Annotated in this window: 17 protein-coding genes, 1 tRNA gene and 1 pseudogene; 11 read left to right on the top strand and 8 right to left on the bottom strand. The window is 52.6% G+C overall.

The features are described 5' to 3' along the window. The first annotated feature begins 51 nt into the window (after positions 1-51). Positions 52-1,173 carry a Gfo/Idh/MocA family protein gene (locus ACT3RQ_RS09760; protein WP_444680369.1) on the top strand — a complete coding sequence of 374 codons (1,122 nt, stop codon included), beginning with the start codon at positions 52-54 and terminating at the stop codon, positions 1,171-1,173. A 329-nt stretch (positions 1,174-1,502) separates the two neighbouring features. On the opposite strand, the gene ACT3RQ_RS09755 is transcribed toward ACT3RQ_RS09760, so the two are convergent. The 4 genes and pseudogenes from ACT3RQ_RS09755 to ACT3RQ_RS09740 all read right to left on the bottom strand — a co-directional run bounded on the left by ACT3RQ_RS09755 (position 1,503) and on the right by ACT3RQ_RS09740 (position 4,628). Beyond that, positions 1,503-1,634: a zinc-binding dehydrogenase gene (locus ACT3RQ_RS09755; RefSeq protein ID WP_444680368.1), complete on the bottom strand. Its 132-nt coding sequence runs from the start codon at positions 1,632-1,634 to the stop codon at positions 1,503-1,505. A gap of 37 nt (positions 1,635-1,671) precedes the next feature. After that, on the bottom strand, positions 1,672-2,310 hold the full coding sequence (locus tag ACT3RQ_RS09750) for a DEAD/DEAH box helicase (protein WP_444680382.1): 639 nt from the start codon (positions 2,308-2,310) through the stop codon (positions 1,672-1,674). A gap of 12 nt (positions 2,311-2,322) precedes the next feature. After that, positions 2,323-3,855 (bottom strand): annotated as a pseudogene (locus tag ACT3RQ_RS09745) (TOTE conflict system archaeo-eukaryotic primase domain-containing protein); the annotation flags it as partial. Positions 3,856-4,121: 266 nt separating this feature from the next. Beyond that, on the bottom strand, positions 4,122-4,628 hold the full coding sequence (locus ACT3RQ_RS09740; RefSeq protein WP_444680367.1) for a lysozyme inhibitor LprI family protein: 507 nt from the start codon (positions 4,626-4,628) through the stop codon (positions 4,122-4,124). 1,221 nt (positions 4,629-5,849) lie between these two features. Between ACT3RQ_RS09740 and ACT3RQ_RS09735 the strand changes: the two genes are divergently transcribed. The 5 genes from ACT3RQ_RS09735 (at position 5,850) to ACT3RQ_RS09715 (ending at position 11,330) form a co-directional block, all read left to right on the top strand. Next, the gene (locus ACT3RQ_RS09735) at positions 5,850-7,274 is read left to right on the top strand and encodes a DUF262 domain-containing protein (protein ID WP_444680366.1); all 1,425 of its coding nucleotides are present in this window, start codon (positions 5,850-5,852) and stop codon (positions 7,272-7,274) included. Then, positions 7,271-9,268, top strand: coding sequence for a DUF262 domain-containing protein (locus ACT3RQ_RS09730; RefSeq protein WP_444680365.1), 1,998 nt, complete (start codon positions 7,271-7,273; stop codon positions 9,266-9,268). The genes ACT3RQ_RS09735 and ACT3RQ_RS09730 overlap by 4 nt, the downstream gene beginning before the upstream one ends. Continuing rightward, positions 9,261-9,611 (top strand): hypothetical protein, encoded by a 351-nt coding sequence (locus tag ACT3RQ_RS09725; protein WP_444680364.1) that lies wholly within the window; start codon positions 9,261-9,263, stop codon positions 9,609-9,611. The genes ACT3RQ_RS09730 and ACT3RQ_RS09725 overlap by 8 nt, the downstream gene beginning before the upstream one ends. Positions 9,612-9,672: 61 nt before the next feature. After that, a complete protein-coding gene (locus tag ACT3RQ_RS09720; protein WP_444680363.1) occupies positions 9,673-10,977 on the top strand; it encodes a sigma 54-interacting transcriptional regulator in 1,305 nt (434 codons plus the stop codon). Positions 10,978-11,057: 80 nt separating this feature from the next. Beyond that, entirely contained in the window at positions 11,058-11,330 is a 273-nt protein-coding gene (locus tag ACT3RQ_RS09715) for a helix-turn-helix domain-containing protein (RefSeq protein ID WP_252860460.1), read from the top strand. A 192-nt stretch (positions 11,331-11,522) separates the two neighbouring features. Here the strand turns inward: ACT3RQ_RS09715 and ACT3RQ_RS09710 are convergent. Continuing rightward, positions 11,523-11,599 (bottom strand) — tRNA-Met (locus tag ACT3RQ_RS09710). Positions 11,600-11,874: 275 nt separating this feature from the next. Between ACT3RQ_RS09710 and phbB the strand changes: the two genes are divergently transcribed. Beyond that, complete coding sequence (phbB, locus tag ACT3RQ_RS09705) at positions 11,875-12,621, top strand: acetoacetyl-CoA reductase (protein ID WP_444680362.1); 747 nt, start codon at positions 11,875-11,877, stop codon at positions 12,619-12,621. A gap of 99 nt (positions 12,622-12,720) precedes the next feature. Here the strand turns inward: phbB and ACT3RQ_RS09700 are convergent, their stop codons facing one another. Further along, positions 12,721-15,537 carry a DUF349 domain-containing protein gene (locus tag ACT3RQ_RS09700; protein WP_444680361.1) on the bottom strand — a complete coding sequence of 939 codons (2,817 nt, stop codon included), beginning with the start codon at positions 15,535-15,537 and terminating at the stop codon, positions 12,721-12,723. Positions 15,538-15,720: 183 nt separating this feature from the next. Between ACT3RQ_RS09700 and minC the strand changes: the two genes are divergently transcribed. The 4 genes from minC to sbcB all read left to right on the top strand — a co-directional run bounded on the left by minC (position 15,721) and on the right by sbcB (position 19,264). Continuing rightward, entirely contained in the window at positions 15,721-16,473 is a 753-nt protein-coding gene (minC, locus tag ACT3RQ_RS09695) for a septum site-determining protein MinC (protein WP_444640489.1), read from the top strand. A gap of 148 nt (positions 16,474-16,621) precedes the next feature. Then, positions 16,622-17,440 carry a septum site-determining protein MinD gene (minD, locus tag ACT3RQ_RS09690; protein WP_444640487.1) on the top strand — a complete coding sequence of 273 codons (819 nt, stop codon included), beginning with the start codon at positions 16,622-16,624 and terminating at the stop codon, positions 17,438-17,440. Further along, positions 17,437-17,688, top strand: a complete 252-nt coding sequence (gene minE / locus ACT3RQ_RS09685; protein WP_018918334.1) for a cell division topological specificity factor MinE — start codon at positions 17,437-17,439, stop codon at positions 17,686-17,688. The genes minD and minE overlap by 4 nt, the downstream gene beginning before the upstream one ends. Before the next feature lie 82 nt (positions 17,689-17,770). Continuing rightward, the gene (sbcB, locus tag ACT3RQ_RS09680) at positions 17,771-19,264 is read left to right on the top strand and encodes an exodeoxyribonuclease I (RefSeq protein ID WP_444640486.1); all 1,494 of its coding nucleotides are present in this window, start codon (positions 17,771-17,773) and stop codon (positions 19,262-19,264) included. A gap of 13 nt (positions 19,265-19,277) precedes the next feature. Here sbcB and ACT3RQ_RS09675 read toward each other — a convergent pair whose 3' ends face one another. Together ACT3RQ_RS09675 and ACT3RQ_RS09670 are read right to left on the bottom strand one after the other, a co-directional pair. After that, complete coding sequence (locus ACT3RQ_RS09675) at positions 19,278-22,118, bottom strand: insulinase family protein (protein WP_444680360.1); 2,841 nt, start codon at positions 22,116-22,118, stop codon at positions 19,278-19,280. Beyond that, positions 22,118-22,804 carry an SOS response-associated peptidase gene (locus ACT3RQ_RS09670; RefSeq protein ID WP_444680359.1) on the bottom strand — a complete coding sequence of 229 codons (687 nt, stop codon included), beginning with the start codon at positions 22,802-22,804 and terminating at the stop codon, positions 22,118-22,120. Before ACT3RQ_RS09670 ends, ACT3RQ_RS09675 begins: the two co-directional genes overlap by 1 nt. Positions 22,805-22,913 lie beyond the last annotated feature (109 nt).

The raw sequence follows: 22,913 nt of genomic DNA, 5'->3' as shown, positions 1-22,913 counted from the left end.
TTAACGCCGGGTCTAGCCCGGCGTTATTGTTTTAAAATAGGGATAGTCACAATGAAAACCCTCAAGATTGGCCTAATCGGCACCGGCTTTATGGGCAAAGCCCACGCCATCGCCTTTAATGCAGCGTCCAGCGTTTTTGAGCTGCCCGCCAAACCCGTTTGCGAACTGCTGGCGGACGTCGATCTCGCCACTGCAGAGAGCCGAGCGCGGGCCTGGGGCTTTGCCCGCGCCACCGACGACTGGCGCGCCTTGGTAGCAGACAGTGAGGTGGACGTGGTGGATATCTGTGCGCCCAATTTTCTGCATAAAGAGATGGCGCTGGCTGCCATTGCCGCTGGCAAGCATGTTTACGCCGAAAAACCGCTGGCACTGAGCACGGCAGACGCCAATGAGATGGTCGCCGCGGCTGAAAAGGCGGGTGTCAAAACCCTGGTGGGCTTTAACTACATTCGCAATTCTGCCACCCAGCTGGCCCGCCAGATTGTTGCCAGCGGCGACATCGGAGAGCTGATTCACTTTCGTGGTCGGCATAACGAGGATTACCTGCTCGACCCGGAAAAGCCCCACGACTGGCATACCAAGCGGGCGACCGCAGGCGCCGGTGCATTAGGCGATGTGGGGTCGCATATTCTCAATATGGCCGAGTTTTTAACCGGGCAGCGCATTACCCAGGTATGCGGCCAGCTACAAACTGTCATACCCACTCGGCCCAAGGCCGACGGCAGCGGTATGGCGGCGGTAGAGAACGATGATCAAGCCCAGGCAATGCTGCGTTTTGATCAGGGGTTAATCGGTAATATCGAAACCTCCCGGGTGGCGGCTGGGCGCAAAATGGGCTTGGCCTACACGCTAACGGGCACCAAAGGCGCCATTGTGTTTGACCAGGAGCGCATGAGCGAGCTGCAGCTGTATCGCCATGGCGATGCCCACGGCCGGCGCGGCTTCACCACCCTGTTAGCAGGCCCGGAACACCCTGACTATGCCGCTTTCAGCCCCGCACCGGGCCATAGTCTGGGCTATAACGATCAGAAGATTATCGAGGTGCGCGATCTGGTCGAAGGCATCATCAACGACCGTCCCCTCTATCCAGACTTCCGCGAAGCCGCGCGGGTTAATCGATTAATAGAGGCTATTGAAACGTCAGATCAGACGGGGCAGTGGGTTCAAGTCTAATATCAGAAGCCCTTGCCTTTGTGTGGCTGTATCCAGAACAATGCACCAGCAGTAGGCACCTTGTTAGAATTCAGCAGTGACTATCTCATCCTAGCTTAAATGGACGATGCAACCGCTACTTCAGCGGTAGCAGGTTTTAGTGCGGCCTCCCGTCAACCATCCAATGAGCGTGTTGCACTCAGATTATGCATTTACCATCTGTGGGTGACGTCGGCTCTAGGACGCTCGCAAGTTGAGGAAGATTCTTGACTGTATTCATTACTGGAACGCCAGTGTCAGGCTCTTTTAGAGCGGTGCTTGTTCAACCCTACATCCCTCGCGCCCAGCGCTTAGGAAACTTTGATGACTACTTTGCCGAACGCACCGCGAGCTAGGTGCTCGTAGGCCTGAGGGGCTTCTTCAAACGAATAGACGTTGTCGATTACCGGCCGGATTGCGTGCTGGTTCAGGAAGTCATTCATGCGATGGTGACGAGTGGTTTCTCTTGTAACACCAAGTCTATAGCAACCTAGTTTGCTCGGAAGAGGCCAGCTGATATCCCATTGCTCTGTAGCCTTTCTCGCGTTTTCGGAACATGCGTTCAAGCATTGGCAGTCCAGTATCAAGGTAGTCATAGACAGTGACTTCCTGTTTGCCTTCAACCGCTCGGTGAATCCTACCAGCGTACTGCGACAGCGTTCCTTTCCAGGCGATGGGCAGGGCTAAAAACAACGTGTCTAACCGAGGCAAGTCAAAACCTTCTCCGATGTATTTGCCAGTTGCAACGATAACCTGAGCTTTATGTAACTGCGCTTCCGCCGCCTGGCGTTCTCTGACACGCATCCCACCACGCAACACAACCGACGATATGGATTCAGCGGCCAGCAGTGCTGCCAGTGTCTCGGCGTGCTCTCGTCGTTCCGTCAGTAGAAGGCAGTTTGCCTGGTTGTTCACGCAGCTTGCTACATCCTGAACAATGTCCTGATTCCGGGCGTTGCTCTGTGCAAGCCAACGGTAAACTGAGGCTATATGGGGGCGTTCACGAGACTGATAGATATCGGTAGGTGGAACTTCATGACGCTCCCGAAGAATGACACGTTGGACAAACTGGGAGCTGTGTTCCGCCCGTACTTTGTGACGAACGGGCCCTGCAACCATCAACATGATCTTTTGGTGCCCATCTTGGCGGTCAGGTGTTGCGGTCAGGCCGACGACGTAGCGAGCGCTGACTTCATTAAGAAGCATTTCGTAGCGAGGGGCTGAGATATGGTGGCATTCATCGATGATGATCTGGCCGTAGTCTCTAACCACGCTGGAGACCGTATTGTCTTTCTTATTGAGTAGACTCTGGTAGGTGGCAACGTCGACCTGACCGGTAGGTTTCTTTTTCCCACCGCCTATCACACCCACGGAGACACCCTCAATAAAGGTTTCCAGACGCTCCTTCCATTGTCCTAGTAACTGGCGACTGTGAGTGAGGATCAATGTGTTGACCTGCCGCTTGGCTATAAGGCCAATGGCCGTTACGGTTTTACCAAAAGCGGTCGGCGCATGAAGTATTCCGGTATCATGCTCGGCAAGTGCCTCCACCGTCCTATTCTGATCATCACGCAGCGTTGCTTTCAGACTGATACCATTTAGAACCAGGCCTGGCAGTCTGCGGTCATCGATTTCTACCGTTATTCCCTGGCCCAGCAACAATGCCTGGAGCTCATCAAAACAGCCTCTTGGTACCGAGAGATAACCTTGCTCGATTCGGGCACAGGATATGTAGCGAGGGATACCATGCGTTGAGAAACGCAGTGCCTGTGTTTTAAAAAATACGGGATTGGCAAAGCTCGCCATGCGCTTAATTCGTGCAGCCAGTGTCCCGGGTATGTCTGACAACTTCATATAAATATGATTGGCCAGTATGAGCGTGACGGTTTCAGGACATCCGTTAATTTTCTCTGTTTCAATTGATAACCCTTGTTCCCACGGCAATGTAACGTCTGCGGTAGCATCGGAATCAGGCTCCCTGCCCACCTTTTCCCCGAGTTGAGCCGGTGAAAGAGATTCTTGCCGACTGAGCAATGCCCATTGATCCGGATAAGGAATCAAGTCATCGTCGACGAACACAGTACATCCGCGTTTTCGCACTTGGTGTTGAAGCGGAAGGGCAATCAAATTGCCAAACCCACCAGCGGGCATCGTGTCCTGATTGGGGAATAACCGGTCATAGGAATTGAAGGACAAGCCCGGATGGTGGTCCATGGCTTTATCCAGCAACTTGAAACCCAACGTCCTCGCCGACCAAGCCGGAACGGCTTCCGAAAAGAATACCCACAGATGGGCACCCGCTCCAGACCGAGAGATCTCAACAAGATAAGGAATATCTTCATCACGACAAGCCTGAGCTAGCGCACGGACATCTGCTTTCCAGTTCTCTTTATCAAAATCTACTGCCAACAGATAGCAGGAGCTATCCGGTAGTAAAGGGTAAAGGCCAACCACCTGCTTACCCGACAGGTGGTCGTATACTGCATTAAAGTCCAGGGGTTTGAATTTTCTATTGGGACATTCCCCGCACTTGATTTGGGGTTTCTGACAGAGCCCTGGGACCCATTCGTTGTCACAGGCGACGGCATAGCCGGAACGGCCACCGGAATTCTGCCAGCGAATCGCATAGACATCCTGCCTGCCCCGAAAAAGGTTCCGGAACAGTTTGGTTTTTTGATCGGGGGTTAGCTGCGGTACTGTAGGTCGGTGCGCAGCATGATGCAGCTCGCTCTTCCGGGAAAGAAGGGCAGCCTTTTCCTTCTCAAGCTCTGATAATCTCAGCTCAATAGCAGCGAGTTCTTGATCTGCTCGGATACCTACCTCGTGCTTAGTGCGGTTCTTTTATTTGATGATCTAGTAATTCAGTACAGCTTATAAGCGCTAGTTTATCGTCAGTGCAGTAATAAAGGTCATCATGCCTGTTAGCCTGACTAATAGGGTTGCATCAGGTTTTTCAACTCATCTGCTCGCTTGGTGGTTTCGCTGAGCAAGCATGAATTGGCGTTGATGCGCGCCATTGTTCCTCCTTCCGGGTCAGCATAGAAACCACAATTGGCTTCCTTGTATGTAATCCATGCACGTTGGGCGGTAAGCAACTGGTCGCGCCGTTCACTGCTCAACTGGCTACGAAGCTGCTGGTAGTTGTCATTGAGCCTCTGGTCCTGACGCTCATATTCGTTTGATATGCAGGTAACCATATCGACAGTGCTAACAGCTTGCTGCATACATGCTTCATACGATTGCGAATTTTCATTACCGTAAGTGACCGCGCTAGCCAACAGAGTAGCGACGAGTAGGGGATGGCGAATACATAGACGTTGCATGGCGCTATTTCTCTCTTTGAATGATGAAACGTGCTCGTGACTAGAAGAGGGCATTGTTTTTAATAACCCTACACAATGGCTTAAGGACTGACCAACTCTGTCTTTGACGCGCACTCTTACTCAATAGAAACAACTGCCGGTTCAAAGCCACAGCCTCTATTATTAGAATAGCCAATTATTCTGAGGTTGGTGCATGGTTTGAATATTTAACTGACACACGGGTCTATTGCACAGAACCAGCAAAGGTTACTGAAGTGAGTACATCCAGCTCATCTTTTGCCCTGTGTAATTTATCTATTTTGTTCATGATTATTTAGCATTACTCCATGTCTACCATTGCTTATATAAGTCCCTGGCTCTGGTGAGCTGGTTTATATACTCGAGCCGTAGGTGTTTGTAGAACCTAGAGCAGCAACTATTACCGCTTAACAAAGATTTAGGTGTCAGCATCAGTACATCGCGATACATGATCAGTTAATTCAAACACATAAGGCGCGGGATCTCGCTATTTAGCTCGGCCAGTTTTGGGCTTCACTGACATTACCAAAAGTATTTGTAGGACAGTACCTATATCCTTGCTTAGCATAATGATACCTTCATCATCATTAATACTTCCTCACTATTTAGCATGATAGACACAGTGCGACGGGGAGTGTCGGAGCTTTTGCTTATCCTCCTGGCATCCCTTTGTCGCCTCTGGTTGATACAAGGAAACAGGCATGTCAGCTCTTTACGCCCTCGGTGAGCGGGTGGTTATCCGTGATTGCGAATGGATCGTCCGTCGGGCAGGCCCAGTGACGACGGCGGCTATGTGCTCACCGTGGAGGGCCTTTCGGAACTGGTGAGCGGCAAAAGCGCGCGTTTTCTTATCAAACTGGAAGAGTAGACCGGTGCCATTCGCATGCTCGACCCCGCTGAATCTCGGCTACGGCGTGAGCAGTTTCAAGTTGAGATAGGATCGGGTTGGGATGCAATCGCCAAGTTTGCTGACCCAGCTGTTGAGGGCCTTATAGCACAGTATCGTGCAGCGGGTATGCCAGCGATATCGTAAATGATAAAGGCGAGGTAGTGGCGAATCTGGAGCTTGCTTGGTGGGGCCCAAACATTGGTGTTGCTATAAATGAGCAAGATAATCAGGCGTCACGGAAGTTAGGTTGGCGCGTCGATAAGGACAACTTCACCATAGAAAAAGTCCATCAGCTACAAGTTGTATTGCTGTCAGGATGAAACGTTGAGGTGTCCATTGTTACTAGTCAGGATCAAAACCACTCTGACCCACAGAGTTGTGACAGGAAAAATCAATTCGCCCACAAGATGCTGGAGAACTGACCAAAGATGACGGTTCAGGTTGCAACATGCAGTGCTGCCCAGTTGTTTTCCGGTCACTTGCTGGAAGATCAGATTACGGGTGATGCTCGCATTCTCAGCAGTGATGGCACGGCCATTGTTGGGGAGTTGACGATTCCCGAGTATCAACGCCCTTACTGTTGGCAGGATACCCAGTTGAACGCCTTGCTGCAGGATATTACTCAACACAGCAGACACCGCCCGGCGCTGTCTTACTACCTTGGCAGCCTGATTCTGCATCAGGCCCATGGTCAGTTGAATATTATTGATGGCCAGCAGCGCATCACCACCTTGGCGTTGATGGGTTGCTTGCTACAACAGCACAGCGAAATTCAGGCTTCTTTGCTGCAAGGGTTGGAGTACGAGCATCCCATCAGTCAGCAGCAGATCAAGCACAACCTGAAATGGCTGAAAGAGAAATTCAGCAGCCAGCCGGAGTATTGGCAAGGTTTGGTGGATTTTAACAAGCTGCAATTCACACTGGTGGTCACCCTGACGGAAGACGACGCTTACCGCTTTTTTGAAACCCAGAATACCGGGGGTGTGCGTTTGGGTGGGCCGGATATTATTAAGGCGCACCACCTGCGTGCGGTAGATAAGCTGCATCAGAAGCCGTTTGCCAAACAGTGGGAATCCTTGGGCAAGCTGGATGACACCGTCAGCGCGCTGTTAAAGGGCCGCTATTGGCAGCGGATCAGTATGCGTGAGCTTCCTTCGCATCAGCAAAAAAAACAGCTGCGGGACTGCATCGTGTCGGAATTCGCACAACAAACCGGCAAGGGTGAAGATATCGCTTTTGGCCGTACCTATCGCCACACCGGGCTGGCAGGTGATGTCAGCCAACACCAGGCGCAACAGGGCTACGATGTGCGCCAGCCGCTGAATGCCGGGGTCAATACCATTCGTTATTTGAGCTATTTCCAGGGCTTGTATAACTGCTACTGGGGAAAACCCGACTTGCCCCATCTACCCGGCTATCATTCACTCATCGTCTGGCTTAAAGGCATGGAGGGCTGCGGCTATCTGGAAGGTTTGTACAAAGCCTGCCTGCTGCTCTACATCAGCCAGTTCGGCGAGAACCAGCTGGAACAAGCAGCCAAAAAACTCTTCCGCGTAGTGTATTCACGGCGGGTCAGCAATCAGAAAGCCGTACGTGAAAAATCAATTTATGCCTTTGCCAGAGAATATCCGGTACTGGATTGGATCGGGCTCAGTTACACGCCGGAGCAGTGTTTCGCCTATCTGGATAGCTTTGTGTTGACGGTGGAGGGCAGCAATCTGGATAAAAACAGCGTGAAAAAACGCTATATGGACAAAGTCTGCGAATTCTTTGCTTTGGAATTGAAGCCTGGGCAATACAAAGAAAGCTTTGCTCAGGCGCTCACTCTTAAAGTGGCAGGAGATCCACTATGAGTTCAGTGGCAACCTGCCATCAGGTGAACACAGAACTACTGACCTTGCAGAAGGTGAACGACCGCGGCCTGGGCTTTCTGATTCCCAGCTATCAGAGGCCCTATGTCTGGTCAGACGAGGATGTGGTCAAGTTGTTTGAGGACATCAAAGAGGCTTTCTCAACCGGCGAGACGCAATACTTTATTGGTAGTTCGCTTTCTGCTCGGCGAGCTTTTGATGATCGAGAAGTGTACGAACTGATCGACGGGCAGCAGCGCACAACGACCCTGATGCTCATTTCTATCGCCTTCAAGGCATGGGCAGAGGGCGTGTATTCAAAACTGGCTGAAGTATCGCTGTTGGGTGAGCATTCACGCCTGAGCTTTGAGATCCGCGATTCTGTCAGCAATCTGCTAGGCAGTTATGCGGGGTTGGAAAAACTTCCCCGGCCAGGGGATGAAGAAATCAAACACGATGAATACCTGAAATCGCTGGCAGCCAACCTGACAGTGCTCCAGCAGCAGGTCGAAAGACTGAAAAAGGACGCTGACTTTGATCTCGGTGCCTTTGCCGATTACCTGTACAGCAAGGTTATTTGGGTCAACAACCTCGTGCCAGCCACCATGGATCTAAACCGCCTCTTTGCCAGCATGAATACTGCCGGCATTCAGTTGGAGCCGGTGGATCTGTTGAAAGCCCGCCTCCTGAAGAAGATCAACACCGATAAAGCGTTGTATAGCAAGATCTGGCAGGCTTGCGAGCATCTGGAAAACTATTTCGAGCGCAACCTGCGTCAACTGTTTCCCCAAGCCGGTAGGAATGATCTGGAATACGAAGATCTGAAACGGTTCAGTGGTGCCTTTTCACAACCGGACAGCGCATCGGGTATAGAAGATAGAAAGGGCAAATCAGTGGCTCAGTTATTGGCAGAGATGAATGCCGGTGATGCCCCGGAAAATGTCAAAGAAAAAGAACTGAACGACACTACGGAAAATATCGACGCAGAAACGGTTTACTGTCGTTCCATCATCGGCTTTGAGCTGCTGCTGATTCATGCCCTGCGAATTTTTCATGCACAAAAAGGTTGGCCTGATCTGGGACAACGCATCAAGGCCGGTCATTTGCTAGCCTGTTTTGAGGGGCTACTAAAGCAGGATGAGGCCGTCATTAAGGCCTTTATCGAGCTACTGTGGCAAGTGCGCTACCAGTTTGATACCTGGGTGGTGAAGTGGGTTGAACATGATGACAGGGAAGACCCTCAGTTACGTTTAACCACCATCAGCCGATCTTTTTCTGGAAATGATTACTACATCAACCGCACGGCAAAAGATCTGAGCGAATTGGTGCAGTTGCAGTCTGTGCGTAATTTTACCGGCGATCGCTCAGCCCAGTATTGGCTAACAGCGCTGCTTGGCCGCTTGATTGACCAGCCTGATATGACGGACTCACAGGTACTGGCAACACTGGAGCAACTGGATAACGAACTGTCGTTAACCACTGAAACCCAGAAAGAAGCCAGCTTTAAAATAGCCAGCGGGCGGCACCCAGTGTTGGCTGACTGGTCCACGAAGGAGCGGTATTTGGATACGCCCCTTGGTACCAGTTTTGAGCACTACTGGTTTCAGAAGCTGGAGTACCTGCTGTGGAAGCATGGCGATAAGCGCAATGACAAGCTGAAACGCTATCGCATCACCTCGAAGAATTCTGTTGAGCATGTGCATCCTCAGAATGAGGAGCATAAAACTACCCTAGCAAAGAGTTCGTTGGATGCGTTCGGTAACTTGGTGCTGTTGAGTCCGGGTGAGAACTCATCCTACAGCAATCAGACTGTGCTCAAGAAAAAGGCAGATTTTCAAAGTAAACCCCGGTATGACTCATTAAAGCTCAAAGAGATTTTTGAGCTGCACACCGATATCGGAAATCAGTGGGCCGAGGCAGAACTTGCCACACACCAAAAACGGATGCTTGAGGTGCTGCGGATGCATTACCAACAGGGAGAAGGCAGTGATGGTTAGCCAAACCAATGAGCATGCACTGGAGACTACTATCGAGCAGGCCCTCACTGGTATGACAACCGAGGAGATGAAAGCTGCCGGCGATGTGAGGCAAACACCGGCCGACGATCTGGTGGCCAACAGCGGTTTTCGTCTTGGCTTGCCTATAGATTTCAATGCCCAGTATGTCATTGATGAAAAGCTGTTCTGGCGTATTTTGAAGCAAACGCAGAGTACTCAGCTGGCTAAGCTGAAAAGCATAATCCTGCTGACTGGCAGTGCACAAGCTGCTGTAACGCTATGGCCGGCTAATGAAGAAGCACGGCATCCTGCATCTACTGAAAAAGGCTCGGTCAGTCGATAAAGAAATTAGCCACGGATAAGTATAAAACTCCGTCTGCCAACCAATTGGATTCAAAACGCGGATGCCTAAGTCATTACACAGGACATTAATTAGCTGGATCGGGGCTAATGATCTAAAAGCTGTGGGCCATGAACCTGCTGGCCCAATATGGTCGACGTTGAAAAACATCCCATTTGACGCAGTGCAACTACTCTATGCCTATCCATACGAGCAGGTGTCTCCCTATATTGCTTGGCTCGAACGTCACACTGACATCGCAATTGATGCTTGTGAGGCAAGTCTTAGCTCCCCTGTCGACTTTGGGGAAATTTACTTGGCGGTGGAACCTTACCTAGCCAAGCTTGCTTCAACCGGTACTGAAATATCCATTCTCCTAAGCCCTGGTGCTCCGGCTATGCAGGCAGTCTGGATTCTATTAGGGAAAACTAAGTTCTCGGCTGTTTTCTATCAGTCTTCTCTTGAAAAAGGTGTGGAGAGGGTAAAAATACCGTTCAAACTTGCTGCAGAGTTTGTGCCTGCGGTTTCAGATATTTCAGATGAAAAACTGAATGCCCTCATGGATTCTCGGGCGCCGATCAATGCTGCGTTCGATAATATTGTTACTCAGAACCCTCACATGCAGTTGCTCAAACATCAGGCGCGAATTCTTGCTGAGCGTAATGTACCAATACTGATCTATGGCGAAAGTGGTACAGGCAGGGAGTTATTTGCCCGAGCGATTCATAACGCTAGCTCTCGTTCTGATAAGCCGTTTGTTGCATTAAATTGTGGTGCCATTCCAGAAGAGCTGGTTGATTCAACACTCTTCGGTCATAAGAAAGGGGCATTTACAGGTGCGGTCTCTGATCGTCTTGGTGTTTTTCAGCAAGCCGATGGTGGCACTTTGCTTCATGATGAGTTTGGAGAGCTATCTGCACAGTCGCAGGTTCGTCTACTCCGAGTGCTACAAGAAGGAAAAATAGTACCGGTGGGTAGCGACAAAGAGCGGCCTGTAAATGTACGCATTGTCACAGCTACACACCGCAATCTTATGGAAGCGGTTGCAGACGGACTCTTTCGGGAAGACTTGTTTTACCGTGTGGCCGTGGGTGTTTTGCATCTTCCACCTCTTCGTGCCCGTGAGGGGGATCTTTCGCTTCTCGCAGACATGGTGCTTAAAGCTCATGGCGAGCAAGACTCAGTATTTTTAGGTAAAAAAATTTCCGCTAATGCAAAAGAAATTATTCTCCAACACTCATGGCGTGGAAACGTTAGGGAGCTGCAATCAACTCTTATACGGGCAGCACTTTGGAGCACTGATTCGCGATGCGAGCTCTTCCGTTGTCAAAAAAGTGCAGTCCATGAGACTATCTCCTCGCTCAAGTGATCATTTGATAATATATTTAATCGTTCGATAATGAATATAAACGATCAAATGATTATTTCAACACGTTTTTGATAATTTTTATGATCATATTGGACAAAGAGATGATTCGGTATCACTTAAAAGAGCTGATCGCTGAGAAAGAATTTGAAGAACGGCGCAGGATTACGATTGGCGAGATAGCAAAAGAAACAGGTATCAATCGAATGACGTTATCGAAAATTATCAATCATCCAGGCCATAGCACAGTGACTGATAATCTCGACAAGCTTTGTTACTACTTCGATTGTGAGATTGAGCAACTGGTAACTCATGTTAAGGAGGCTAATGATGAGTCTGCGCCTTTGGCCGACTAAGAACGTAGTGTGGAAATTAATGGTGAGGTAGGGATTTGCCGTCAGGTGCCTGAAGGTCATGCAAATTTTTGATCTTCAGAGGCAATGAAAATATTGGGCACGGTGTGGGCACAATGTGGGCACAGAGGAATTTGAAAAGACAGGCAACAAAAAAGGCAGACCAGTAAGTAACTGATCTGCCTTTCAAAATATTGGTAGCGGGGACCGGATTTGAACCGATGACCTTCGGGTTATGAGCCCGACGAGCTACCAAGCTGCTCCACCCCGCATCAACGTGAGGCGTATTCTACGGATTTTTTGCGCCACGTCAACCCTTTGTAGCAAACAAAGCACAAAAGGCTGATATTCATCGTACTGCAATATGCAAAGAGTAAAGCTATGCTTCCCATGGTCCCAATAAAAAGCTTACTGTCGGTAGGCCGCCTGACAATAAAATCGGTGGCGTGCTGTTGGTGATACAAGCGCTTGACGCTTATTCGAAATGGTTTACGAACCATAACAGTACTTAGCGTCCAAGCCATTTGTCATATCAGGGAGGTAGTCAATGGCCAATCAAGCCCCCGTCGCCTGGGTAACTGGTGGAACTGGTGGAATCGGCACGGCAATTTGTCGTTCGTTGGCAGATGCGGGTTATAGGGTAGTGGCAGGGTATAACAATCCCGAAAAAGCCAAAACCTGGCAGGACACCCAGCAAGCTGCCGGTTATCAGAGTATTACAACACTCGGAGTCGACCTGTCTGACCATAACGCATGCCTGGATGCTGCGCGTGAGATCCACGAACAGCACGGTCCAATTAGCGTGCTGGTAAACTGTGCTGGCATTACCCGCGACGGCACGATGAAAAAAATGGCCTACGAACAGTGGTATCAGGTCATCGATACCAACCTTAATAGCGTCTTTAATACTTGCCGTAGCGTGATCGAGATGATGCTCGAAAATGGCTATGGTCGAATTATTAATATCTCCTCCATCAATGGCCGTAAAGGGCAGTTTGGCCAGGTTAACTACGCTGCCGCTAAAGCCGGTATGCACGGTTTAACCATGTCGCTGGCGCAGGAAACGGCCACCAAAGGCATTACGGTAAATACCGTATCGCCTGGCTATATTGCCACCGACATGATTATGAAAATTCCGGAGTCAGTGCGTGAAGCCATTCGCGAAACGATTCCGGTAAAACGCTACGGTACGCCGGAAGAAATTGGCCGATTGGTGACGTTCCTTGCCGATAAAGAGTCTGGCTTTATTACCGGCGCCAACATCGATATTAACGGTGGGCAATTTATGGGCTAGGCCACCCATGCCTACGCGACGGCTTATTCCTCACAAGGGAGCATGCAAAACGGGAGGCGAATCGCCTCCCGCTTTGTTGTTGTCGCATTGATGGGGCGGTCAGGGGGGCGGAATATGCCCCAGGTCGCGCAATAAGCTATCCAGTTCCCTGGCTTCTTTTTCCCACTGCGCCATCGATACCGGGCCAAGCGCTAATAGTGCGGCTAAGACATCGATAATTTCTTCTTCGCGACTACGCTCTTGGCGAATACCTTCATTCAAGCGCTCTACCTGAATCGCCAGGCGCAAAGGCTCGTCGCTTTGTCGGATGCTACCGCTGGTTAATAAAGACAGGTGCACCCGCAGCCGAGAAATGGCGTCTGCTCGTGCTGCCTCATCGTCCAGTGACAAAGGGAGTGGCGTGGATTGACGCTGGTGGTTACGCGTCTGATGCGCCTCGACAAATACGCTGGGAAGCGGCGTGCTGATGATATTGTCAGCGTTAATAATTTCCGCGGCCCCGCCGTCCAGATAGCGCTGATCGGCGGCCAGGTGTGCGTTAACGAGCGGTAAAATAAGCTGCCATTGCTGAACGGTATCCGCAATCTTCAGACGACTCAAACGCTCGCGCTTGGCGCGCACAATACCGCTTAGGCGACGCTGCATGCCTTCGCTACGCCGGTTTCGCGGCAGTGGCTCAAGCTGGCTGACTTGGTTCAAAAAGTCGTCCAGCGTGCTGGTTTCATTGGCGGTAGTGGGTTGCCAGCTGTCCATTTGATCGATAAGTATTTGCATGGCTTCAAGCTGTTGTTGCTGATGGGCAGCCTGCTCGCTCTTGTGGGCTTCGCGCTGAGCAAACAGCTGATCGCACTCGTGCCGGAACGCCTTCCAAAGGGTTTGTTCCGCCCCTTTGGGTGCGCGCCCTAACTGGCGCCAGTGCTGCTGTAGTTGCTTGGTTTGTGTAATGCGTTGAGCCAAAGGCTGTTGCTGGTCGTGACGAAGCGCCCGCACTTCGTCAATGAGCGCCTGCTTTTGAGAGGCGATCTGCTCGGCCCGCTGATCAATTAATGTTTGCAACTGATGGCGGATTTTCCCAAACCGCTGACCAACAGCCTCAGAGCGCTCGCGAGGCACCGGCGAGTAGTGACGCCATTGATGGCGTGCCTTGTCGCGAATTTCACGTAGTACATCCGGGTCAGCGTCCTCCGCTGGCTGGGCGAGCAGTATTTCAAGCTGTTCACACAGCTGCTCGCGGGCCTGCAGGTTCGCTTCACGCTCTTGGCCTAGTTGGTCGCGCCATGGGGCTAGCCGCTCATGGATGCGGTCAGATGCGGCACGAAAGCGCGCGGACTGTTCGCGATTGGCGGCGGCATCGCCCAGCGACTTCCACTCTTTCACTAGCTGGCGGTGGTGGCGGTCAAGCGCGGTTTCCGCCATGTGCGGGTCGTTGGCCAGTGCTTCAATGCTTGAGCATAACTGCTCGCGCTTGGGCCCTGCGACAAAGCCGCGCCAATCGCGTAGCTCGGCAAGGCGCGCGCCGGACTGCTTTAAGCGTGCCTTCAGCGGCTTGGCTTCCGCCATTTGCAGGGCTTCGATTTGCGGCTTTAAGCGCTGGTGAAGATGGCTGGCACTTTTGAAGGCGCCACGCTCAAGCAGGTGCTCAAAGCTATCGAGCTCTGCTTCATAAGTGCTTAATGAAACCGAGGCGTGTGGGCTAGATGCCGGTGTGTGTGGCTCGCTGGCAAGTGTTGCTTGAGCGCGCTGTATCAACGCGGGCGGCGTAAATGCTTTTGGCCAGTCGCATTCGTTAAGCAGGCGACGCGTGGCGTGGTGGTCATTATCCGCAAGCGCTTTCTCAAGCACAACGCTGACATCTTGCCAGCGCTGCCAGGCATCCAGACACTGCTCATATTGAATAATGGCTTGCGTGTAGCGTTGGCTTGCAGGTTCGCTGGGCGAGTGTACGTCCGAGAGTACTTGCCAGCGTTGGCTGAAAAGTTGGCGTTGGGCACGCAGGCTGTCAATATCCTGGACGGTCAGCTCGGTAGCATGATGAAGGCTTTCAAGCGTCTCCTCTAGCCCATCAAGCAGCTGATCACGTGTCTGATCCGCTTCCTCTCGGCGGGCAAGGCTCTGCTGGCGAGCCTGCTCCTGCGTTTCATGGTCGTGAAGCGTTTTACGACAGCTCAGCATGGCTTGATGAAAGCGCTGCTCTTGCTCGGCGCTGGGCGGGGGCGTCAGGTTCTTCCATTCGCGCTCTAAATGGCGAAAGCGACCGCCATATAGCGGCTCCCAAGGCGCGCGAGCCTGCTGTTCCATCTGGTGAAGAAGGTGCTCCAGCTGCTGCTGTTGGCGAGCCAGCCATTCGGCATCGGTTCGCTGCTGGCCGAGTTTTTCGCGGGCAAGGCGAGTTACATAACGATCACGTCGCGCATCTTTAAGCAGGCGCTTTAGGCCCTCTTCTGTCTCAATACGCTCGGCGGCGCGATGACGAACAGCCGCGACACCGTTTTGGCACGCTTGCTTAATCAAGTCGTCTTCACTGGTTAGCCGGGCAAGAGCGGTCAGGCGCAGATCAAGGTTGTCGCCTTGTAAGGCAATCACGTTTAAAAGCCGCGGCTCGTCCAGCCCTTCCACCAGGGCTTGGCGTTGTTGCAGTTCGGTACTGCCTTCAAGACCGCTAAGCCGCTGGCTCACGGCATTGAACCATGCCTCTTGCTGGCTGTGGTCAGGGTAAGCCGCCACCAATCCTTCGACTTCATCCAGCGCGAGCAGTGCCGCCAAGCGGATGCTGCTGTCAGTATCGTGCGCGAGTGCTTGCAGCGCTTCGCGCTGTTCAGCCTGGTGGGGGTCAAGTCGAGAGAGGGCCTGTCGGCGTACCTCGGGGTCGGGGTGTTGCCAACGAGGAGCGAACAGGCGTCTTAACAGTCCGTGCATGGATCATCCTGCGTAGAGGTGCGTAGCATGAAAAAAATTAGCCATTATTGAACAGCGGTTGCAGTCACCGGCGCTGTCGCTTAGCTTTGCCTTACTAGGGTGTGATAGAAATTGATTCTTCACACCCAAAGGCGCCAAATTGCGCTACCTTTATCTTACCTGAACATGACATGGAGTTCGGCTATGAGCCTCAACGCCGATAGTGCCAACGTGGCGTTTACCTTTAAAGGCGGCATGCTGCCGATGACCGTCATGGAATTAAGTAGCGCTGACCCTGAGCATATCCGGCGGCAGCTGGCCGGTAAACTATCTCAATCTCCGGCATTCTTTCAGCATACACCGGTTGTGCTTAGCGTGGAAAAGCTTGATGAACCACACTTGGCCCTGGAGCGGATATGCGCCGTTTGCCGAGATCATAAACTTTTGCCGGTAGCCGTACGCGGCGGCTCAGAGCCGGTACGTCAATCGGCCTGGGCATTGGGGCTTGGCTGGTTTGCACCTACAGAGGAGACGCGTGCTCGAGCACTGGAGAGCGTCAGCAGCAAAGAGGAAACCTCAAAAAACAATGCCCCTGACGACGACCGTATTGAGGCACAGGCCAAGAGTGCGGCAACACGACTTTATCGCGGCACTGTTCGTTCTGGACAGCAAGTCAGCGCACCGGATGGGGATCTGATCGTAATTGGTGCCGTCAATGCGGGTGCAGAAGTATTAGCAGCTGGTAGTATTCATATTTACGGTGCTCTGCGGGGGCGGGCGCTGGCCGGTATTCATGGTAATACTCAAGCCGGTATTTACTGCCGCGAGCTTGAGGCTGAGCTGCTTTCGGTGGCTGGGAATTACAAACGCCTCGAAGATGTTGACCCCCGGCTTTTGGGCTGCGCTGCAGAAGTTCATTTTATAAAAGAGCAGCTTGAAATTAAGCCGTTGGGTTGATGCTTTCAACGCAGCGTGCATCCATGCTTAATGCTTAGCGACGCTGCCTTGCCTATCCGTTACAGTAGGGCTTTTGTGACATTGACGTTTCCGTTATTCGTTCAGCGTCATGCGCTCGCGATGAACGACTTCAAGAAGGAAGTGAATCTTGGCTAAAATTATTGTTGTGACCTCAGGTAAAGGGGGGGTCGGTAAAACCACTAGCGCTGCAGCAATCTCAACAGGTCTGGCCCTACGTGGTAAAAAAACCGTGGTCATTGATTTTGATGTAGGGCTTCGAAATCTTGACCTGATTATGGGATGCGAGCGTCGTGTAGTGTATGACCTTGTAAATGTTATACAGGGCGAAGCTGGCCTTAACCAAGCGTTGATCCGTGATAAGCGCGTTGAAAATCTGTATATCCTGCCCGCTTCACAAACCCGGGACAAAGATGCGCTAACCCAAGAAGGGGTAGCGGAGGTGCTGGAAAAGCTTCGAGAAGAATTTGACTTTATTATCTGTGACTCGCCTGCCGGTATTGAGCGTGGTGCGCAGCTTGCCATGTATTTTGCCGACGAAGCGATTGTGGTCACCAACCCAGAGGTCTCGTCAGTACGCGATTCTGACCGTATTTTGGGCCTTTTGGCATCAAAAACCCGGCGTGCTGAGCAGGGTGGTGATCCGATTAAAGAGCATCTGCTCGTTACTCGCTATAACCCTGAACGGGTGACCTCCGGGGATATGCTTACCCTTGAGGATATTCGTGAAATTCTGGCCATTCACTTACTGGGCCTGATTCCTGAGTCCGAAGCCGTGCTTCGCGCCTCGAACCAGGGGGTGCCGGTCACTCACGATGCATCAAGTGATGCAGGTCAGGCGTATACGGATACCGTTTCACGCCTGATGGGTGAGGAGATTCCGTTACGTTTTCATGAGGTGCAGCGCAAAAGTCTGCTTAGCCGTATGTTTGGAGGTAACCGTCGATGAAACTCTTGGAATTCTTGAAGCGTGAGCGCAAGAAATCCGCCTCGGTGGCCAAAGAACGGTTACAAATCATCGTGGCGCATCAGCGAAGCCAGCGTGGTCAGCCTGACTACATGCCGCTACTTGAGCGCGAACTGCTCGAAGTTATTCGTCGCTATGTACATGTTGACGACAATGCCATTCAGATTTCGCTGGATAGCGAAGATAACTGCTCAGTACTTGAGCTGAATGTGACGTTGCCCAAAAGCTGACAAGACAGGAGGGTAACAGGCGGCGAGAAAGGCGCTGGGTGTGCTAGGCTAGGGTTTTTGCTGCCTTGCGGAGTGCTTGTTCATGGCGCCACCTAATGCCGCCCCTGCCAGTTTTTTGTGGCATGACTATGAAACATTCGGGGCCGATCCGCGTCGAGATCGGCCCGCTCAATTTGCTGCGCTGCGTACCGATGCGGACTTAAACGAGATCGGTGAGCCTATCGAGCTCTACTGCAAGCCAGCAGACGATTACCTGCCTCATCCTGCTGCGTGTTTGATTACCGGGATTACCCCACAAAAAGCGCGACGTCACGGTCTGCCTGAAGCGCAGTTTGCCAGTGAAGTGCAGCGCCACATGAGCGAGCCGGGCACCTGTGTTGCAGGATACAACAGCTTGCGCTTTGATGATGAAGTGTCTCGTCACCTGTTCTATCGCAACCTGATCGACCCCTACGCCCGCGAATGGCAAAACGGTAACTCCCGTTGGGATTTAATTGATGTGGTGCGCGCATTTTACGCGCTACGCCCGGACGGCATTGAGTGGCCGCTACGTGAAGATGGTGCGCCAAGCTTTAAGCTTGAGCATTTAACCAAAGCCAACGGGATTGAGCATGAAGGTGCGCATGATGCGGTGGCCGACGTTCGGGCAACCATTGCCCTGGCGCGACTGCTAAAAACGCGTAACCCTAAGCTCTTCGATTACTTGCTTGGCCTGCGCGGCAAGCGCGCGGTTGCCCAGCAGCTTGACCTGCCTAATGCCAAGCCACTTTTGCACATTTCCCGCCGCTACCCGGCCAGCCGTGGTTGCAGCGCCCTGGTAATGCCGTTAGCTGAGCACCCTACCAACCCTAATGGGATGATCGTGTACGACCTGAGTGTTGATCCAAGCGATTTCCTTACGCTTTCGCCTGAGCAAATACGCGAGCGCGTCTTTGTCAGTCAGCAGGATTTAGCAGAAGGTGAGGCGCGTATTCCACTCAAGGTCATTCATATCAACCGTTGCCCGGTGATCTTTCCGTCGAGCGTGCTCAAGGACATAGAGGGGCCGCAAAAAGGAGCGTATGGCGCGATTGTTGAGCGCCTTGGGTTGGATATTGCAACGTGCCGTCAGCACTGGAAAACCTTGCGCAGCGCCCAAGGGGTGATGCCTAAAGTGGCCGAGGTCTTTAAGACCAACTTTGATGACGCACCCCACGACCCTGACATGATGCTTTATTCCGGCAGCTTCTTTTCCGCCGCCGACCGGCAGCAGATGGAGCAGGTGCGTAAGATGGAACCCTGGGATCTGGTAGGGCAGCGGTTTGCCTTTCAGGACCCGCGCCTTGAGGAGATGCTGTTTCGCTATCGGGCGCGTAGCTACCCTGACACGCTGGAAGGTGACGAGCGCGAGCAGTGGGAGGCGTTTCGCTGGATGCGTATTAATGATCCGGCGATGTCCGGCTTTACGCTTAAGGCCTTTGCTCGGGAGATCGAGCGCTACAATCAGCAGCCGCTCAGCGAGCGTGAGCGGCAGATCCTTGAAGAACTGGTGATGTTTGTCGAGGCCATGATGCCCGCCCAGGCGTTCGATGCCTGAGCGGCACATTCATTTACGGAGTGTTGCGCTTGGCAAACGGCGTTAGCGCTTCGCGGTAAGGCATTACATCGCTGGGCTCATCACCCGGGTTGAAGCGTATATCAAGCTGGTGGCCAAGTAGCTCTGGCCATGCAGCTTGAATATCCGCAGCGCTAACCTCAAGTGCCAGGTTGGCCAGCTCTTCACGACGGTCAAAGCGGATCTCATCCAGCGCGGTGGCCTGCCAGTAACGGTTGGCCATGCCCGCAAGGCTGGTATCACGCTCGCTCAGACTGGCATGGACCGCTTTGCGATAGGCGTCGAGTTCAGCATCGTCGAGTTGCTTAAGTGCTTCGCCAGCGTCAGCTAAAAAGGCATCCATGTGCGCAGCGACCGTTTCGCTGTCCACATCCGGCGATTGAACGAGTAGTGCAATGCCAGGTGCCTCAAGCAGGGGTGAATAACCCGCGTTCACAATATAGCCCAGCTGTTCTTCCGTGCGCAGCTGTTGATAAAAGGGCGTCTCCAGCCACTGGGCAATCACACTAATGGTTGCTTGTTCTTTAGGGCTTTGGTCGCGCCCTTGTAAGTAACGCAGCACCAGGGACTCGTCGCGGGTGCTGTGCGGGTGCAGTACGCTGGAAGTCGTGTCAATAGCCAGCGGGCTAAGCGTTGGAATATCTTCTCGCGTCAAGCCTGGGCGCAGTTTGCTGCGCACCCGCTCGGCTTGCTCCTGGGCGAGTGCTTCATCCAGGTTGCCAATCGCCATGGCGTCGATATAGAGCCCGCCCAGAAAGCGCTTACGGAAGTTCTCAAGATGCTGCTGGTCAAGGCGCTGACTGGCGTCAAGTAGTTCGGCTGTCGACCAGCGTGGGGTCAACAGGGCTTCACCCAGCGTGCGGCTTGCCTGGCCATAAAGCGATGATTGCGGCGCATTAACCAGCTCTCTCTGCAGCTGATATTGCACGCGATCAAAGGCGCCTTCGCTAATCTCAGCCGTTTTAAGCTGATCAATGGCTTGCTCAATAAGCGGTGTCTGGCCATCACGCCAACCGGAAAATGATAGCGTCATCCCACGTGCGTGCGGGTAGGCGCTAAACGACTGACCGGCCATCCATGCGGGATAAAGTGATTCATTCAAGCTGTCGTTTAGCCACCCAGCCAGCAGCTGCGTCAGTACGACCTCTTCGGCCGAATAGCTGGCGTCGGGATACTGCAAACTGACCCGCCACTCAACGCTTGGTGTATTAAAGCGTGAATCCTGCATGTGCCAAACCTTAAAGAATGGCGTGTCGATCATTAGGCTTGGGTGCTCGTCCTGGCCTTCAATAAGGGCAAGGTCGCTGGCAATAAAGGGGTTGGGTTCAGGCAGAGCTAAACCCTCAAGCGCGAGACCTTCTTGAACAGGCGGTTGTTCTCGCCACTGGGTCGAGAACCAGGGCGAAACCGTGTCACTTTCCACCTCGGGCGCAGAGTAAAAGCGCAGCATGTTGTCCGGCGTTAACGCAGCCAGATACGCTTGCTGGCGCTCAGTGTCCGGTGCATCCATGCGATACGCGGCATACTGCACATCCTCAACCGGGTAGCGAGACAAATTCATGGCGAGCTGAGTAGCTTCCTGCTGGGGTGCGCCGTGCTGTTGAAAACGAAATGCCTGCTCGCTCAAATCGCGCAGTTCAGTATAGCGCCAGTCAGCCAATCCATCGTCACGCAACTGATCAATGGCGGCAAATAGCGTAGCCTGAATATCATCAAGCCGCTCGGCACCGGCGGGCGTCAAGCTAATGGAAACCGTAAACAGGGCGTCCTGACCATCGCCGCGCTGAACACCTGCGGACAGGCCGTCGGCCAAACCTGCGTTACGCAGTACCGCCAAAAGGCTGCCGTCCCCTTCATCGCCCAGCAAATGCGACATTAAATGAGTGGGTTTTGCGTGGTACTCATTTTCGGGATCAGGGATGGGGAAGTAAAAACGCAGCTGGCGGCGATCTTGCAGTGACTGACGCTCAACGTAGCGTGGCAGGGTATCGGTATCTACCAGCGGTGCATCAATCGTAGGAACGCTCAGGCCATTGTCAGGAATATCCGCAAAACGCTCCACCACCCACTCTTCGAGTGTATCAAGCGGCTGAGGGGCTACGACGGCCAGGTTCATTACGTTGGCATCGTAATGTTGGTGATAAAAATCGATGACACGTTCGCGTAGCGTCGCTTCTCCCGCCGGCGGGCTGGCTAACGTCTCGCGGCTGCCAACGGCAAATCCTGTGGTGGCATTGTCAGGGTTGAGCAATTGGTTAAGCACGTCGTTTTCGCGTCGGGACTCATCGCGAATTCTTGCCATGTACTCAGAATGAACGATATTGCGCTCGCTCTCTAAATGGTCGGCATTAAACAGCGGTGACAGGAAAAACTCGCTAAAGCGATCAAGCGCTTCCGGCAGAGCGGAGGGCTCGATATCAAAAAAATAGTTGGTATCTTGCTGAGCGGTAAAGGCGTTATGGGAGCCCGCGTGGTCAGAAATAAAGCGCTGATAGGCGTCTGGAGCGGGATACGCCTCGGTACCCAGGAACAGCATGTGTTCAAGGAAATGGGCAAGCCCTTGCAGATCATCAGGATCCTGGGCGCTACCGACTCGGACGTTCATGGATGCAGCGGCTTTAGCGGCGTCAGGATCGCTTACCAATAGTGCTTGTAGACCATTTTCAAGCGTCAGCACGCGATAGTCGCGACTGTCAAAGGGGCTGGCAATCGGGATGACAGTGTCTTCTATCGGATCATCACCAGCGGCCAGCACGCCGGGGGAAAACCATACGGTGCTGAGCACCGCTGCCAGTACAACGCGCGAATAAAATAGTCTACTTTTCGGTCGTAACATTACGGCTCCTGTGGGACGGTCCATTGCAGCATTGGCCCAACCGGGTGGGCACAAGCGGCTGATTGATAGGCAGGATTGTTGACATGCTTGGATACTGGAAACGCACCTAATAGTTCCAAGGGTGCGGGTGTTAATAACGTTTTAACGGTTTCCAAAGGGCTATCGGGATCAAGCCATGTGGTCAACGCATGAGGGGGAATGACCACCGGCAATCGGTCGCTAAGCGGTGCCAGGCATGCGTTGGCCGGTACGCTAATCAGTGCTGTTGAGTCAGTAAACGCGGTAAGCGTTGTATGGTAGCGGCACCATAACGCACCGAGCAGCAAGGGCGCGCGCCTAACCTCTGTGACCAGATAAGGCTGTTTGTGTCGCGGCAGTGCTTTCCAAACGTAAAAACCGCTGACAGGAATCACGCAGCGGCGAGCCTGAAACGCTTCATGGAACATGGCTTTTGAAGTGAGTGTCTCAGCTCTAGCGCAGTGTGGAGCGTGATCCAGCACCGTTAACCACGGGGGGGTTAACCCCCAAAAAACTGATTCGAGCTGCAATTCACCCTGGGCTAAACGAATAGCCGAAACGGGTTGGCGGGGTGCCAGATTGGGGGATTCCACCAGCGCGGATGTCGCCCTGAGTGAGGGCAGAAGACGCTTGAGCGGTAAGTTGTGTACATGTAGGCGTCCGGTCATGCCAGTCTCCTTAAGCAGAATCGGCTCAATCATGTCATGGGAGAGATTACAGATGCACAAGAATGCGCTAAATGTGGCGTTTTAGTGTCGAAAACAGTGTTCGATATAA

This window comes from Halomonas sp. AOP43-D1-4, from assembly GCF_052446175.1.
GTDB classification, from domain to species: Bacteria; Pseudomonadota; Gammaproteobacteria; order Pseudomonadales; family Halomonadaceae; genus Vreelandella; species Vreelandella citrativorans.
This window is presented reverse-complemented; position numbering and strand designations above follow the sequence as displayed.